The sequence below is a fragment of the Streptomyces sp. NBC_00872 genome (assembly GCF_045161915.1).
Lineage (GTDB): Bacteria > Actinomycetota > Actinomycetes > Streptomycetales > Streptomycetaceae > Streptomyces.
In genome coordinates, this window is the sequence record NZ_CP108806.1 from 7,362,285 (window position 1) to 7,375,835 (window position 13,551).

The 13,551-nt window shown below is 70.6% G+C and carries 14 protein-coding genes; 8 read left to right on the top strand and 6 right to left on the bottom strand.

Annotation, left to right across the window (positions count from 1 at the left end; all coding sequences use genetic code 11):
• The first annotated feature begins 88 nt into the window (after positions 1 to 88).
• From argC to OG214_RS31500, 5 genes are read left to right on the top strand one after another with little or no spacing between them, the layout of a single operon-like run.
• Positions 89 to 1,117 carry an N-acetyl-gamma-glutamyl-phosphate reductase gene (argC, locus tag OG214_RS31480; RefSeq protein WP_405986639.1) on the top strand — a complete coding sequence of 343 codons (1,029 nt, stop codon included), beginning with the start codon at positions 89 to 91 and terminating at the stop codon, positions 1,115 to 1,117.
• Positions 1,114 to 2,337, top strand: coding sequence for a bifunctional glutamate N-acetyltransferase/amino-acid acetyltransferase ArgJ (gene argJ / locus OG214_RS31485; protein ID WP_405986640.1), 1,224 nt, complete (start codon positions 1,114 to 1,116; stop codon positions 2,335 to 2,337). The genes argC and argJ overlap by 4 nt, the downstream gene beginning before the upstream one ends.
• A complete protein-coding gene (argB, locus tag OG214_RS31490; protein ID WP_363085171.1) occupies positions 2,334 to 3,263 on the top strand; it encodes an acetylglutamate kinase in 930 nt (309 codons plus the stop codon). The genes argJ and argB overlap by 4 nt, the downstream gene beginning before the upstream one ends.
• A complete protein-coding gene (locus OG214_RS31495; RefSeq protein WP_363085170.1) occupies positions 3,260 to 4,459 on the top strand; it encodes an acetylornithine transaminase in 1,200 nt (399 codons plus the stop codon). The genes argB and OG214_RS31495 overlap by 4 nt, the downstream gene beginning before the upstream one ends.
• Before the next feature lie 7 nt (positions 4,460 to 4,466).
• On the top strand, positions 4,467 to 5,003 hold the full coding sequence (locus OG214_RS31500) for an arginine repressor (protein WP_363085169.1): 537 nt from the start codon (positions 4,467 to 4,469) through the stop codon (positions 5,001 to 5,003).
• 51 nt (positions 5,004 to 5,054) lie between these two features.
• Here the strand turns inward: OG214_RS31500 and OG214_RS31505 are convergent, their stop codons facing one another.
• The 5 genes from OG214_RS31505 to OG214_RS31525 form a co-directional block, all read right to left on the bottom strand.
• Positions 5,055 to 5,843: an FAD:protein FMN transferase gene (locus OG214_RS31505; protein WP_405986641.1), complete on the bottom strand. Its 789-nt coding sequence runs from the start codon at positions 5,841 to 5,843 to the stop codon at positions 5,055 to 5,057.
• The gene (locus tag OG214_RS31510) at positions 5,843 to 6,394 is read right to left on the bottom strand and encodes an FMN-binding protein (protein ID WP_405986642.1); all 552 of its coding nucleotides are present in this window, start codon (positions 6,392 to 6,394) and stop codon (positions 5,843 to 5,845) included. The genes OG214_RS31505 and OG214_RS31510 overlap by 1 nt, the downstream gene beginning before the upstream one ends.
• Positions 6,395 to 6,407: 13 nt before the next feature.
• The gene (locus OG214_RS31515) at positions 6,408 to 7,775 is read right to left on the bottom strand and encodes a ferric reductase-like transmembrane domain-containing protein (protein ID WP_405987675.1); all 1,368 of its coding nucleotides are present in this window, start codon (positions 7,773 to 7,775) and stop codon (positions 6,408 to 6,410) included.
• A gap of 219 nt (positions 7,776 to 7,994) precedes the next feature.
• Positions 7,995 to 8,744, bottom strand: a complete 750-nt coding sequence (locus OG214_RS31520; RefSeq protein WP_405986643.1) for a L,D-transpeptidase — start codon at positions 8,742 to 8,744, stop codon at positions 7,995 to 7,997.
• 154 nt (positions 8,745 to 8,898) lie between these two features.
• A complete protein-coding gene (locus OG214_RS31525) occupies positions 8,899 to 9,480 on the bottom strand; it encodes a pyridoxamine 5'-phosphate oxidase family protein (RefSeq protein WP_405986644.1) in 582 nt (193 codons plus the stop codon).
• Between the two features lie 82 nt (positions 9,481 to 9,562).
• Between OG214_RS31525 and OG214_RS31530 the strand changes: the two genes are divergently transcribed.
• The 3 genes from OG214_RS31530 (at position 9,563) to argH (ending at position 12,873) form a co-directional block, all read left to right on the top strand.
• The gene (locus OG214_RS31530) at positions 9,563 to 9,973 is read left to right on the top strand and encodes a DUF488 domain-containing protein (protein ID WP_405986645.1); all 411 of its coding nucleotides are present in this window, start codon (positions 9,563 to 9,565) and stop codon (positions 9,971 to 9,973) included.
• Between the two features lie 188 nt (positions 9,974 to 10,161).
• A complete protein-coding gene (locus OG214_RS31535) occupies positions 10,162 to 11,358 on the top strand; it encodes an argininosuccinate synthase (RefSeq protein ID WP_363083661.1) in 1,197 nt (398 codons plus the stop codon).
• Between the two features lie 87 nt (positions 11,359 to 11,445).
• On the top strand, positions 11,446 to 12,873 hold the full coding sequence (gene argH, locus OG214_RS31540; protein WP_405986646.1) for an argininosuccinate lyase: 1,428 nt from the start codon (positions 11,446 to 11,448) through the stop codon (positions 12,871 to 12,873).
• Between the two features lie 93 nt (positions 12,874 to 12,966).
• Here argH and OG214_RS31545 read toward each other — a convergent pair whose 3' ends face one another.
• Positions 12,967 to 13,494 carry a hypothetical protein gene (locus tag OG214_RS31545; RefSeq protein WP_363083664.1) on the bottom strand — a complete coding sequence of 176 codons (528 nt, stop codon included), beginning with the start codon at positions 13,492 to 13,494 and terminating at the stop codon, positions 12,967 to 12,969.
• Positions 13,495 to 13,551 lie beyond the last annotated feature (57 nt).

Below are 13,551 nucleotides of genomic sequence, written 5' to 3' on the forward strand. Positions count from 1 at the left end.
CACATCAACTGAGCGGTCGCGGAGCACACCTCATTGCATAAGGCTGCGGAGGAACGTATAGTCATGCCATCGCTGAGGAGGATTTTCGATGGCTGTACGCGCGGCAGTGGCGGGAGCGAGTGGATACGCGGGCGGGGAACTGCTGCGGCTGCTGCTCGGTCACCCCGGGGTGGAGATCGGGGCCCTCACCGGGAACTCCAACGCCGGGCAGCGGCTCGGGGGGCTTCAGCCGCATCTGGTGCCGCTCGGGGACCGGATGCTGGAGGCGACCTCCGCCGAGGTGCTCGCCGGGCACGACGTCGTGTTTCTCGCGCTGCCGCACGGGCAGTCGGCCGCTGTCGCCGAGCAGCTCGGTGAAGAGGTCCTCGTCATCGACATGGGCGCCGACTTCCGGTTGAAGGACGCCGCCGACTGGGAGCGGTTCTACGGTTCCGCCCACGCCGGGACCTGGCCCTACGGGCTTCCCGAACTGCCGGGCGCCCGCGCCGCGCTGGAGGGGTCCAAGCGTGTCGCGGTGCCCGGCTGCTATCCCACCGCCGTCTCGCTCGCGCTCTTCCCCGCGTATACGGCGGGGCTGGCCGAGCCCGAGGCCGTGATCACCGCCGCCTCCGGCACCTCCGGCGCCGGCCGTACGGCCAAGCCCCATCTGATCGGCTCCGAGGTGATGGGCTCCATGAGCCCGTACGGCGTCGGCGGCGGGCACCGGCACACCCCCGAGATGATCCAGAACCTCAGCGAGGCCGCCGGGGAGCGGGTCACCGTCTCCTTCACACCCACCCTCGCCCCGATGCCCCGCGGCATCCTCGCCACCTGCTCCGTCAAGGCGAAGCCGGGCACGACGCCCCAGGACGTACGGGACGCGTACGAGAAGGCCTTCGCCGACGAGCTCTTCGTCCATCTGCTCCCCGAGGGGCAGTGGCCCGCCACGGCGTCCGTCTACGGTTCCAACGCCGTACAGATCCAGGTCGCCCACGACGAGTCCGCGGGCCGCATCATCGCGATCAGCGCCATCGACAACCTCACCAAGGGCACCGCCGGTGGCGCGGTGCAGAGCATGAACATCGCCCTCGGACTCCCCGAGGACACCGGACTTTCCACGATCGGAGTGGCACCTTGAGCGTCACCGCAGCGAAGGGATTCACGGCGGCGGGCATCGCCGCCGGGATCAAGGAGAACGGCAATCCGGACCTGGCCCTCGTGGTCAACAACGGTCCGCGCCGCGCCGCCGCGGGTGTCTTCACCTCCAACCGCGTCAAGGCCGCCCCCGTCCTCTGGTCGGAGCAGGTCCTCAAGGGCGGCGAGGTCGGCGCCGTCGTCCTCAACTCCGGCGGCGCCAACGCCTGTACGGGACCGAAGGGCTTCCAGGACACCCACGCCACCGCGGAGAAGGCCGCCGAGGTCCTCAACGGCATCGGTGAGTTCGGTGCGTCGGGTACGCCGGGCGGAAGCGACCGTGCCGACCACGGGGATCACGGGGACCACAGCGCCGGAGAGATCGCCGTCGCCTCCACCGGTCTCATCGGTCTGCCGCTCCCCATGGACAAGCTGCTGCCCGGGATCGAGAAGGCCGCCGCCGAGCTGTCCGAGCACGGCGGCGAGAAGGCCGCCATCGCCATCAAGACCACCGACACCATCCACAAGACCGCCGTCGTGGGCGGCGACGGCTGGACCGTGGGCGGCATGGCCAAGGGCGCGGGCATGCTCGCACCCGGTCTCGCCACCATGCTCGTCGTCCTCACCACCGACGCCGATGTCGAGGCACCCGCCCTGGACACCGCCCTGCGCGCGGCCACCCGCACCACCTTCGACCGCGTCGACTCCGACGGCTGCATGTCCACCAACGACACCGTGCTGCTGCTCGCCTCGGGCGCCTCCGCCGTGACCCCCGCGTACGAGGAGTTCGCCGAGGCCGTCCGTACGGTCTGCGCCGATCTGGCCCGTCAGCTCATCGGGGACGCCGAGGGCGCCTCCAAGGACATCCGGATCGAGGTCATCAACGCCGCGACCGAGGACGACGCCGTCGAGGTGGGCCGCTCCATCGCCCGTAACAACCTCCTCAAGTGCGCCATCCACGGCGAGGACCCCAACTGGGGCCGGGTGCTCTCCGCCATCGGCACCACCGCCGCCGCCTTCGAGCCCGACGAGCTCAATGTCGCCATCAACGGTGTATGGGTCTGCCGCAACGGCGCCGTCGGCCAGGACCGCGATCTGGTCGACATGCGCTACCGCGAGGTACGGATCACCGCCGATCTCGCCGCCGGCACGGACTCCGCGGTCATCTGGGCCAACGACCTCACCGCCGAGTACGTCCACGAGAACAGCGCGTACAGCTCGTGACCGCCCGTAAGCACACCGCGCTGCCCAAGGCACAGATCCTCATCGAGGCGCTGCCCTGGCTCACCCGCCACAACGGCAGGACCGTCGTCATCAAGTTCGGCGGAAACGCCATGGTCGACGAGGATCTCAAGGCCGCCTTCGCCCAGGACGTCGTCTTCCTGCGGCAGGCCGGCCTCAAGCCCGTCGTCGTGCACGGCGGCGGCCCCCAGATCAACGCACAGCTCGACCGGCACGGCCTGGTCAGCGAGTTCAAGGCCGGTCTGCGGGTCACCACACCGGAGGCGATGGACGTCGTACGGATGGTGCTGGCCGGACAGGTCCAGCGCGAGCTGGTCGGACTGCTCAACCAGCACGGCCCGCTCGCCGTCGGTATGACCGGCGAGGACGCGCACACCATCTCCGCGACCCGCCACCGGCCGCGGATCGACGGCGAACTGGTCGACATCGGCCGCGTCGGCGAGATCACCGCGATCGACACCGGAGCCATCGAGGCGCTGCTCGGCGACGGCCGGATCCCGGTCATCTCCTCCATCGCGCGCAGCGCCGACGACGGACATGTCTACAACGTCAACGCCGACACCGCCGCCGCCGCGCTCGCGGCCGCACTGGGCGCCGAGACACTGATGGTCCTCACCGATGTCGAGGGACTGTACGAGGACTGGCCCAACAGCGACGACGTGATCAGCCGGCTCACCGCCACCGAGCTGGAGAAGCTGCTGCCCGAGCTGTCCAGCGGCATGGTGCCGAAGATGGAGGGCTGTCTGTACGCCGTACGCAACGGTGTCAGGACCGCGCGGGTGCTCGACGGCCGGGTCCCGCACTCGATCCTGCTGGAGATCTTCACCGACTCGGGCATCGGCACGATGGTCGTGCCCGACGCACCCGACGGAAGCGCAGTCAACGGAAGCCAAGAGGGAGCGAAGTGACCGGCAACCAGGAGCTTTCACAGCGCTGGCAGAACGTCATGGCGGACAACTACGGCACGCCGAAGCTGTCTCTCGTACGAGGTGAGGGGGCCCGCGTCTGGGACGCCGACGGCACCGAGTACACCGACTTCGTCGGCGGTATCGCCGTCAACGCGCTGGGCCACGCGCATCCCGCCGTCGTCGAGGCCGTCTCCCGTCAGATCGCCTCCCTCGGCCATGTCTCCAACCTCTTCGTCGCCGAGCAGCCCGTGGCCCTCGCCGAGCGGCTGGTCCAGCTCTTCGGCCGCCCCGGCCGGGTGTTCTTCTGCAACTCCGGCGCCGAGGCGAACGAAGCGGCCTTCAAGATCGGCCGGCTGACGGGCCGTCAGCACATGGTCGCCACCGACGGCGGCTTCCACGGCCGCACCATGGGCGCGCTGGCCCTCACCGGTCAGCCCCCCAAGCGGCAGCCCTTCCTGCCGCTGCCCGGTGAGGTGACACATGTTCCCTACGGAGACGTCGACGCGCTCCGCGCCGCGGTCACCGAGGAGACGGCGTTCGTGATCATCGAGCCGATCCAGGGCGAGAACGGTGTGGTCGTCCCGCCCAAGGGCTATCTGGAAGCGGCCCGCGAGATCACCCGCGCCACCGGCACACTGCTCGTCCTGGACGAGGTGCAGACGGGTGTGGGCCGGACGGGCCACTGGTTCGAGTACCAGGCCCACCAGGGCGTCGAACCCGATGTCGTCACCCTCGCCAAGGGACTCGGCGGAGGTCTGCCGCTCGGCGCGACGATCGCCTTCGGCGCCGCGGCCGATCTGCTCAAGCCGGGCCACCACGGCACGACGTTCGGCGGCAATCCGGTCGCCTGCGCCGCCGGACTCGCCGTGCTGGACACACTCGCGGCCGACGGTCTCCTTGACCAGGTGAAGCGGCTGGGCGAGAAGCTGCGCAACGGAATCGAGTCGCTCGGCCATCCGCTGGTCTCCCACGTCCGTGGCTCCGGACTGCTCCTGGGTATCGTGCTCACCGAGCCGTACGCGCCCCGGGCGCAGCAGGCGGCTCAGGATGCCGGATTCCTGGTGAACGTGCCCGCCCCCGACGTCGTGCGGCTGATGCCTCCGCTGATCATCGGCGACGCCGAGGTGGACACGTTCCTGCGGGCGCTGCCCGGCATCCTCGACAGCGCTCACGGGGACGGACGATCCGGAGAATGAGACGACGATGACCGAGGCCCAGGGGACCGAGCACGGCGGGCAGTCCGTGCCGCAGACCAGAACCGCCCGCCACCGCCGGATCATTGACATCCTGAACCGGCAGCCGGTGCGCTCCCAGAGCCAGTTGGCGAAACTGCTCGGGGACGACGGGCTGAGCGTCACACAGGCGACGCTCTCCCGCGACCTGGACGAACTGGGCGCCGTGAAGATCCGGAACACCGGTGGCGAACTGATCTACGCGGTCCCCAGCGAGGGCGGCTTCCGCACCCCGCACGCCCCGCTCGGCGAGTCGGCGAAGGAGGAGCGGATGCGCCGGCTCGCCGGTGAACTCCTCATCTCCGCCGAGGCCTCGGCCAATCTCGTCGTCCTGCGCACACCTCCGGGCGCGGCCCAGTTCCTGGCCTCGGCCATCGACCAGGCCGAGTTGAGCGACATCCTCGGCACCATCGCGGGCGACGACACCCTGATGCTGATCAGCCGCGATCCGGCGGGGGGCCAGGCACTGGCGGACCATCTGCTCAAGCTGGCCCAGAACGACCGCTGAGGGCGGAGCAGTTCGGATCAGGAAGCCGGGGCGGCCCCGGCCCGCACCGGGTCAGGCGTTCACCTCGGCGGCCGAGTCGATGTAGCGGTGGAAGCCGCTGGTCATCCACCGGCCGCCGTCGGCCGTGACACCGAAGCCCTCGGTGTTGGCCAGCTCCTCCAGCCAGTCCCGCGCCCGTCTGCCCATGGCGTACGCGGCCGTCGCCCGGCTGTCGGCCACGGTCAGTCCCCCGGGGCAGACCACGGTGATCGAGGCGGGTCCGTGCACCGGTGGCCGGCCCGTACGGGGATCGAGCACATGGCAGCCGCGCTCCGCCGGTCCCGAGGTGGCCACACCCAGGGTGCCCCGGCACTCGATCACCGTGGCCAGTCCGCCGGGCCGCAGCGGGTCGGTGATCCCCAGCCGCCAGGGGCCGCCGACCAACTGGATGTCGCCGCCGCCGTTGAGACATACGGCGGAGGCGCCGGCCGAGACGAGCATCCGGGCCGCGCGCTCCACCGCCCAGCCCTTCACCAGACCCGTGGGATCGAGACCGCCCGCGTACCGGGCCGTGAACCACCCCTCGCTCTCCCGCTCCGCCTGCGCGCACAGCTCCAGCACCTCGCGGACCTCGCTCGCGCACTCGGACAGCGCCAGCTCCCCACGGCCGAGCCGGCTGATCTGGCTGTCCGCGCGGAATGTCGAGAAGATCTCGTCGACGCGGTGGAGCGAGGCCACGGCCGCCCGCAGCCCGGCACGGACGGCTTCCTCGTCCCCGCCCCGCACCCCGCGGATGTCGAACGAGAAGACCGTGCCCATCGACTCCTCGACATGGCGCAGCCGTCTGCCCTCCGACCGCATCAGACACCCGCCTTGTCGAGGGCGCTCTGAAGCGAGTCCTGGTACCCCTTGCTGGTGTAACTGGCCCCGGACACGGCGTCGATCCGCGCGTTCCGCGCGGTGACGGCGGCTTCGTTGAGGCGGGGAACGGCGTTCGCGGAAATGGACCCACCGGGGCTCTGGACCGCCTCGGCCTTGGTGATTCTGCCGCCGCTGAGGGTGATCTGTACCTGGACCGGGCCGTACTGGGTGTCCACGGCGTCCCCGAGCACGGTCCGCACCGCCGCGCCCGCGCCCGATCCCGTACCAGCTCCCGTACCGGAATCCGTGCCCGTTCCCGTGTCCGGCCCGGTGCCGCCACCGGCATCCGCCCCCGTCCCCGATGGCGCCTGCGCCGCCGCGCCGGCGTCCGCTCCCGCCGAGGCGGACACGCCACCCCCGGCCCTGACAGGGGCCGTCGTACCCGCCACCGACGAGCCGCCCGGCTGTTTCAGCGCGAGCAGCAGAACGACGCCCGACGCGGTCGCCGCGACACCGATCATGATCCGCCGGAGCGGATGTTTCCTCTTCACCGGCTGCCTCGCCTCACATTTCGAAGGACTCGTGATGGATACGACGGGTGGGGACGCCCGCCTCGCGCAGTGCCTCGTACGACTGACGGGCCAGCCCGGCCGGTCCGCAGACAAAGACATCGTGGTCGTCGATGTCGGGAAGCAGCTCCCGCAGCCGCCGCGGGGTGATCTCGGGCCGGACACCGTCCGGACCGTTGACCGCGTACAGCAGCCGGGCTCCGCGCGCCGACGCGATCGCCCGCAACTCCGCCCAGAGCGCCAGATCCTCGGTCTTGCTCGCCCGGTAGAGCAGGGTCAGATCGCCCGGCCCGCCGGGCAGCGTCTCGAACAGGGCCCGCATCGGTGTGATCCCGGCGCCACCGGCGATCATCAGCACCTTCTCCTGGCTGCGCCGGGCCGCTGTCAGCGCGCCGTACGGACCCTCCGCCCAGACCCGGGTGCCCGGTTCCAGCCGGGCGAGGGCCTCGCTGTGCTCGCCGTTCGCCTTCACGGTGATACGCAGCAGATCCGGCCGCGGCGGGGCGGACAGCGAGTACGGATTGGAGCTCCAGCGCAGCCCGTCGGTGAGGAACCGCCAGCGGAAGAACTGGCCGGGCTGGGCGCCCAGCCGGTGCAGCCGCCGCCCGGTGATCAGTACGGAGACGACACCGGGCGCCTCGTACACGGTCCTCTCGACCCGCATCCGGTGGCGCCTGTTGAGCAGGATCGGGTCCAGTACGCGGTAGCGGAGGAGCAGGGCGCCGGCCGCGCCGTACAGCGTGTACCAGGCGGTGCGGGCCGCCGCGTTGCCGACGAACTCGGCGCCGGTGGCGAGTTGATGCCAGAAGGAGAGATAGACCGCGAGGTAGGTGAGCAGATGCAGGTAGTACCAGGTCTCGTACCGCGTTCTGCGCCGCACCGCCCCGGCCGAGACGAAGCCGATCACCAGGAGAAGCACGGTGCCCGCGGTCGCCTCGATCATCCGGGGGAACTCGGCGACGATCGTGACCGCCTGGGCCACCGGTCCGGAGTTCGCCTGGACCGCGTAGCCCCAAACGGTCAGCGGGACATGGGCGATCACCAGACCGACCGCGTACCGTCCGCCCATCGAGTGCCAGCGGGTCACCCGGTCGGATCCCACCCGCCGCTCCAGCGCGGGAACCCGCGCCATCAGCACCACCACGAGCGCGATCGCGTAACCGCCGAGCAGCCCGGTCAGCCGCCCCGCCCCGAGCAGCCACTCGGCCAGGTCCATATGGACGACCGGGGTGTTCTGCCACCACAGCGCCATGACCGCCGCCGCGCCCGCCCAGCACAGCACGAGCAGCGGCAGCGCGCCCGACCGCCGCAGGCGTATCGCCCGCATGGTCTGCCGTCTGGCGGCCCGGCCGTTGTGCATCATCGCCACGGGACTGCTCCTCACCTACCGTTGTGCCCGCCGATACGGATTTGAGCGACGGAGGGTTCAACGAAGTGGCGTGAGACGGTGGCGAGTTCGGTCGTGGGCCTTCGGCCGGACCGGACCTACGGGTCCAAAGGGCCCATGGCCGCACGGAGGATCTACGGGTTACGAGGACCTACGGGCCACGGGCCACGGGCTGCGGGCTACGAGGTCACGAGGTCACGAGGTCACGGCGGTGATGGCGGTCGGGCCGGACGGGGTGCCGATCGCGATATGCGGCGCGCGGCGCGGATCCGCCCAGACCAGGATGCGCCTCATCGCCCCGGACGGTACGGACACACAGCCCGCCGTCGGGCCCTTGCCGTTGACGTGGAGGAAGATCCCGGCGCCCCGGCCGCGCACCGGCCGGTCGTAGTTGTAACCGATCACCAGGCCGTGGCCGTACTGCTTGCGATAGGAGGCCATCCGCTCGGACTCGTCCGCCCGGCAGTCCGAGGGCAGGCCCTCCACCCAGCGGTTGTACGCACGCGAGTCATTGTCCTGGCACCACCAGGAGGCGCTGGTCACCCGGCGGTACCCGGTCCTCGTCCCCCCGGGTGCCGGGGCGGTCCCGAACGCGTACGGCAGGTCGTACAGCCCGGTCGGGGTGGTCGACGTCCCCTGTTTCCGCTTGGCGCCGTCCACCAGACCGCCGGCCCCGAAGCGCGCGGCGGCTGACCCGGCCTTCACCCAGCGCCCATGACGCCGGTCCCACCAGGTCACCCGGCCCTCGGTCGCTCCGGTACGGGGAGCCTGCGCGGTGATGAGCTGGCTGCCGCCGCCGGTGTCCGTCATCCGTTCGGGGAGCGTCAGCCCGGCGGCGTACGAGGCGGGGGCGGAGCCGGGAACGGACGCGGAGGCCGGAGCGGTGGCGGGGGCGGAGGCGACGGCGGCGAGCAGTGCGGCGGCGGGCACAAGAGCGGTACGCATGGTTCGGACCGTATGCCGCCCGTCGTGGCACGGCCTCCCGGGCCGCCGCCGTGTTACTCCGTACAGCCGTGTCCCCCGTACGGCCGCATCCGCCGTACGGCGGTGTCACTCCGTACGGCGGTGTCACTCCGTACGGCGGTGCCGCGACGCGGCCTCAGTCCGTCCGCGCGGGCAGGGGCAGCGGCAGCGCGGGCAGCCCGTCCAGGCTCACCGCGACATGGTCCTTCTTCGCGCAGTACGCGGCGAACTCCTCGTCGGACTTCCGGCCGAAGTGCTCGGCGTGCTGCGTCCGCTCCTCCCGGTAGTCCATGAAAGGCACCGCGAAACCGCACGCGTCACCGATGCGTACGGCATGGATCACGATGATCGCGCGCGTGGCGGGCCCGTCGGCTTCCTTGAAATACGGGATGTACTCGGCCCAGCGCGGGTCGTCACGGAAGACCGGCTCGCCCCGGCCGTGCACCCGCAGCACCTTGGGCGGTCCGGTGAACGCGCACCACATCAGCGTGATGCGCCCGTTCTCCCGGAGATGCGCGATGGTCTCGGCGCCGCTGCCGCCGAAGTCGAGATACGCCAGCGTCAGCTCGTCGATCACGACGAGGGTGCCGGCCCGCCCCTTGGGCGAGAGATTGACATGGCCGTCGTCCGCCAGGGGCGCGGTGGCGGTGAAGAAGACGGGCTGTTCCTCGATGAAAGTGCGTATCCGGCCGTCGATCCGTTCGTAGCGCTTTCCCATGCCGTCGATTATCCGCCCCCGCACTCGGATGGGGAGGGGGTTTCGGCTCGTGGGACGGCCGCGCCGGACCGACCATGGAGCGATGACGAAGAAGCGGGAACACGACGTGAAGCGGGACCACGAGGTCCGGGTCCGCAGGGTCTACGAGGCACCGGAACCGGCGGACGGGACCCGCGTCCTGGTCGACCGGCTCTGGCCGCGCGGCCTGGCGAAGGAGGCCGCCGTGCTGGACGAGTGGCTGAAGGCCGCCGCGCCCTCGGCGGAACTGCGCACCTGGTACGGGCACGATCCCGGGCGGTTCGAGGAGTTCGCCGGGCGGTACGGCGCGGAGCTGGCCGCACCGGACCACGCGGAGGCGCTCGGCCGGCTCCGCGAGCTGGCCGCCGAGGACACCCTCACCCTGCTCACCGCCACCAAGGACCTGCGGTACAGCCACGCTCCGCTGCTGGCGGCGGAGGTACGGCGGGAGGAGCACACCGCTGAGGGTCACTGAAGGAGACACCCGGGGACACCCGGGAACGGCCACCCCAGGAAACGGGCACCCCAGGAAACGGGCACCCCGGTGACAGGCACCCGGGGCGGGGGAGGACACCGCTGGGGCGGCCGGGGAGCGCGTTGACAAAACAATACGGTGCAGCGCATAGTTATACCCATCAGTGAATGCACCGTAAGGAGATACCCGTGACCGAGCGCGTCGTACTCGCCTACTCGGGCGGCCTGGACACCTCCGTCGCCATCGGATGGATCGCCGAGGAGACGGGCGCCGAGGTCATCGCCGTCGCCGTGGACGTCGGCCAGGGCGGCGAGGACATGGATGTCATCCGCAAGCGCGCGCTCGCCTGCGGTGCCGTCGAGGCCGAGGTCGCGGACGCCAAGGACGAGTTCGCCGAGGAGTACTGCCTCCCGGCGATCAAGGCCAACGCCCTCTACATGGACCGCTACCCCCTCGTCTCCGCCCTCTCCCGGCCGACGATCGTCAAGCACCTCGTCGCCGCCGCGCAGAAGCACGGCGCCGGCACGGTCGCCCACGGCTGCACCGGCAAGGGCAACGACCAGGTGCGCTTCGAGGCGGGCATCACCGCTCTCGGCCCCGATCTGAAGTGCATCGCCCCGGTCCGTGACTACGCGATGACCCGGGACAAGGCGATCGCCTTCTGCGAGGAGAAGGACCTCCCGATCGCGACCACCAAGAAGTCGCCGTACTCCATCGACCAGAACGTCTTCGGACGGGCCGTCGAGACGGGCTTCCTGGAGGACATCTGGAACGCGCCGATCGAGGACATCTACGAGTACACCCAGAACCCCGCCGTCGCCCGCGAGGCCGACGAGGTCACCATCTCCTTCAAGGAGGGTGTGCCGGTCGCCGTCGACGGCAGGCCCGTCACCGTCCTCCAGGCGATCCAGCAGCTCAACGAGCGGGCCGGCGCCCAGGGCATCGGCCGGATCGACATGGTCGAGGACCGGCTCGTGGGCATCAAGTCCCGTGAGGTGTACGAGGCCCCCGGCGCGATCGCGCTGATCACCGCGCACCAGGAGCTGGAGAGTGTCACCGTCGAGCGCGAGCTGGCCCGTTACAAGCGGCAGGTCGAGCAGCGCTGGGGCGAGCTGGTCTACGACGGCCTGTGGTTCTCCCCGCTCAAGCGCGCCCTGGACGGTTTCATCAACGAGGCGAACCAGCATGTGACCGGCGATGTCCGGATGACCCTGCACGGCGGCCGGGCCGTCGTGACCGGGCGCAGGTCGGAGGAGTCGCTGTACGACTTCAACCTCGCCACCTACGACTCGGGCGACACCTTCGACCAGTCCAAGGCGCAGGGCTTCATCGAGATCTTCGGCCTCTCGTCGAAGATCGCCGCGCGGCGCGACCTCCAGGCGTAACCCGCTCCGTCCCGCCCGACCATCCGCCTCCCCGTTCCTCCGCGGCGGGGAGGCGGTCGTACTTCCCGATCCCTCCAAGGAGCAGCAGTGAGCAGCAACAACGGTGATGTCCGGCTCTGGGGCGGCCGTTTCGCCGACGGACCCGCCGAGGCCCTGGCCAAGCTCTCCGCGTCGGTCCACTTCGACTGGCGGCTCGCGCCGTACGACATCGCCGGCTCCCGTGCCCATGCCCGTGTCCTCCACAAGGCCGGGCTGCTCACCGCTGACGAACTGACCCGGATGCTCGACGGACTCGACCGGCTCGAAGCCGATGTCGCCGACGGCTCGTTCACCGGCACCATCGCCGACGAGGACGTCCACACCGCCCTGGAGCGCGGGTTGCTGGAGCGACTCGGCCCCGATCTCGGCGGCAAGCTGCGCGCCGGACGGTCCCGCAACGACCAGGTCGCCACGCTCTTCCGGATGTACCTCCGCGACCACGCCCGGATCATCGGCGGGCTGATCGCCGATCTCCAGGACGCGCTGATCGGACTGGCCGAGGCGCACCCCGCCGTCGCGATGCCGGGCCGTACGCACCTCCAGCACGCCCAGCCCGTGCTCTTCGCCCATCATGTGCTGGCCCATGTGCAGTCGCTGTCCCGGGACGCGGAGCGGCTGCGGCAGTGGGACAAGCGCACGGCTGTCTCACCGTACGGCTCGGGCGCCCTGGCCGGATCCTCGCTCGGGCTCGACCCCGAGGCGGTCGCCGCGGACCTCGGCTTCGAGCGCGGTTCCGTCGGCAACTCCATCGACGGCACGGCCTCGCGCGACTTCGTCGCCGAGTTCGCCTTCATCACCGCGATGACCGGTGTCAATCTGTCGCGGATCGCCGAGGAGGTCATCCTCTGGAACACGAAGGAGTTCTCCTTCGTCACCCTGCACGACGCCTTCTCCACCGGTTCGTCGATCATGCCGCAGAAGAAGAACCCGGACATCGCGGAGCTGGCGCGCGGGAAGTCGGGCCGGCTCATCGGCAATCTCACTGGTCTGCTGGCCACGCTGAAGGCCCTGCCGCTCGCGTACAACCGCGATCTCCAGGAGGACAAGGAGCCCGTCTTCGACTCCTGCGACCAGTTGGAGGTCCTGCTGCCGGCCTTCACCGGGATGATGGCGACGCTGACCGTCAACCGCGCACGGATGGAGGAACTGGCCCCGGCCGGCTTCTCGCTCGCCACGGACATCGCCGAGTGGCTGGTCCGGCAGGGGGTGCCGTTCCGGGTGGCGCACGAGGTCGCGGGGGAGTGCGTCAAGGAGTGCGAGGCGCTGGGCATCGAGCTGGACGGGCTGACGGACGAGCAGTTCGCGAAGATCTCCCCGCATCTCACCCCCGAGGTGCGCTCGGTGCTCAATGTGCCGGGCGCGCTGGCGTCCCGTAACGGCAGGGGCGGTACGGCTCCGTCCGCCGTGGCGGTCCAGCTCTCCGAGGTCAAGGCCGATCTGGTGATACAGCACGCCTGGGCCTCCGCGAAGAAGTAGAAGAAGTAGAAGAAGTAGAAGAAGCAGAAGAAGCAGAAGAAGCGGCGGAAACGGCCGCCGTCACAGCGGGCGGCCGCCGTCACAGCGCCGTCGTCACAGCGCCGCCGCCCACTCCGCGAGCGCGTCGAAGTCCCGCCGGGTCAGTCCGGTCCCGGGATCGACGTACAGCAGCAGGGCGGCGGCGAGGTGCTCCCGGTCCACCCACGCGCGGTCGTACGACGTGATCTCGTCGTCGACCCAGGCGAACGGCCGCCCGGCCGCGTACTCCAGCACGTACCGCGTCTTCCACAGGGTCCCGCGAGGGGCCCATCCGTGTGTCTCGGGCCATGCGATGTACGGCAGCTCCGGCAGCCCGAGCAGCGGTCCTATCCACTCGTTGGCGTCGTCCTCCCAGGTGGTGGCCCAGACCAGCTCGTAGAGCCCGGTGAGCGCCAGCAGCTCCGCGCCGTGTCCGGGGTTGAGCAGCACGGGAAGCGGGCCCGGCCGCGTCCGTGCCCAGAGCGAGGGCCGCATCAGGTGTCTCTCGTATCCGTCCGGAGTCCCGGGCGCCGCCAGGGCGCCATACGGATTGAGCGGACCGTCGACGTCGATCAGCAGGAGCGGCTTCCGCGAGGGATTCATACAGGTGTTCCTTCCCGCCCTGGGTGGGCGTGATTCGATGCGGCCATGTATTGAATG